The 1,320-nt window shown below is 69.2% G+C and carries 3 protein-coding genes; all 3 read left to right on the top strand.

Annotated features, from left to right (window positions below; genetic code table 11):
- Positions 1–318: Phenylacetic acid catabolic protein (locus tag CI15_RS19400; RefSeq protein ID WP_174543243.1), on the top strand; the 318-nt coding region annotated here is incomplete at its 5' end.
- Between the two features lie 7 nt (positions 319–325).
- Positions 326–886, top strand: coding sequence for a 1,2-phenylacetyl-CoA epoxidase subunit PaaD (paaD, locus tag CI15_RS19395; RefSeq protein ID WP_062129935.1), 561 nt, complete (start codon positions 326–328; stop codon positions 884–886).
- Between the two features lies 1 nt (position 887).
- On the top strand, positions 888–1,320 hold a 433-nt coding region (locus CI15_RS19390), incomplete at its 3' end, for an FAD-binding oxidoreductase (protein WP_241495870.1).

Raw genomic sequence — 1,320 nt, 5'->3', positions numbered from 1 at the left:
TTCGGCGACGGCACCGACGAATCGCACCGCCGCGCGCAGGCCGCGCTCGACTATCTGATGCCGTACACGTACGAGTTCTTCAGCGCGGACGCGGTGGAAGACGCGATCGCCGCGGCCGGCATCGGCCCGCGCACCCCGGCGCTGGAAGCTGCCTGGCTCGACGACGTGCGCGCCACGCTCGACGAAGCCACGCTGACGCTGCCCGCGGCGGTAAAGCACGTGACGACGGGCAAGCACGGCGAGCACTCCGAGCACATGGGCTTCGTGCTGGCCGAAATGCAGAGCCTCGCGCGCCAGCATCCGGGCGCCAGCTGGTGAGCACGCGATGACGACCTCGACCGCCCCGCAGCCCGCGAACATGACCGATCCCGCGCTCGCCCACGCCTGGACCGTGCTCGAAGCGGTGCCGGACCCGGAGATCCCGGTAGTCTCGATCCGCGAGCTCGGCATCCTGCGCGACGTGCGACGCGCCGCCGACGGCGCGCTCGAAGTCGTGATCACGCCGACCTACTCGGGCTGCCCGGCGATGTCGCAGATCGCCGAAGACATCGGCCTGGCGCTCACGACCGCGCAGCTCACGCCCTACCGCGTCGCCACCGTGCTCGCGCCGGCGTGGACCACCGACTGGATCACCGCCGACGCCCGCGAAAAACTGCGCGCCTACGGCATCGCACCGCCGACCGGCAACTGCGGCGCGGCCGCGAGTTCCGCCGCGCCGCAGGAAAAAGTGCTGCGCTTCGTGCCCCGCGCGCTGCCCGCACCGTCCTGCCCGCGCTGCGGCTCGGCGCACACCGAGCGGCTCGCGCAATTCGGCTCGACCGCCTGCAAGGCCCTGTATCGCTGCCTCGACTGCCGCGAACCCTTCGACTACTTCAAACCGTACTGATATGGCCACCCCGCAATTCCATCCGCTGCGTATCCGCGAAGTGCGTCCCGAAACTGCCGATGCGGTCTCCGTCGCCTTCGAAGTCCCGCCCGAGCTGCGCGAGCACTACCGCTTCACGCAGGGCCAGTTCGTCACGCTCAAGACGCATATCGACGGTGAGGAAACGCGCCGCTCGTATTCGATCTGCGTGGGCGTCACCGACTACGATCGCGACGGCGAGTTGCGCATCGGCATCAAGCGTGTGCGTGGCGGGCGCTTCTCGAACTTCGCGTTCGACACGCTGCAGCCCGGCCACACGATCGACGTGATGACGCCCGACGGGCGCTTCTTCACGCACCTGAACGCGGAGCAGGGTCAGCAGTACCTCGCCTTCTCGGGCGGCTCGGGCATCACGCCGGTGCTCGCGATCATCAAGACGACGCTCGAAGTCGAGC

It is taken from the genome of Paraburkholderia monticola, from assembly GCF_001580545.1.
GTDB lineage: Bacteria > Pseudomonadota > Gammaproteobacteria > Burkholderiales > Burkholderiaceae > Paraburkholderia > Paraburkholderia monticola.
This window is presented reverse-complemented; position numbering and strand designations above follow the sequence as displayed.

What these genes read in the sequence shown, in the direction of transcription:
- paaD (WP_062129935.1), top strand. Translation starts at nt 326, where the DNA reads ATGACGACCTCGACCGCCCCGCAGCCCGCGAACATGACCGATCCCGCG.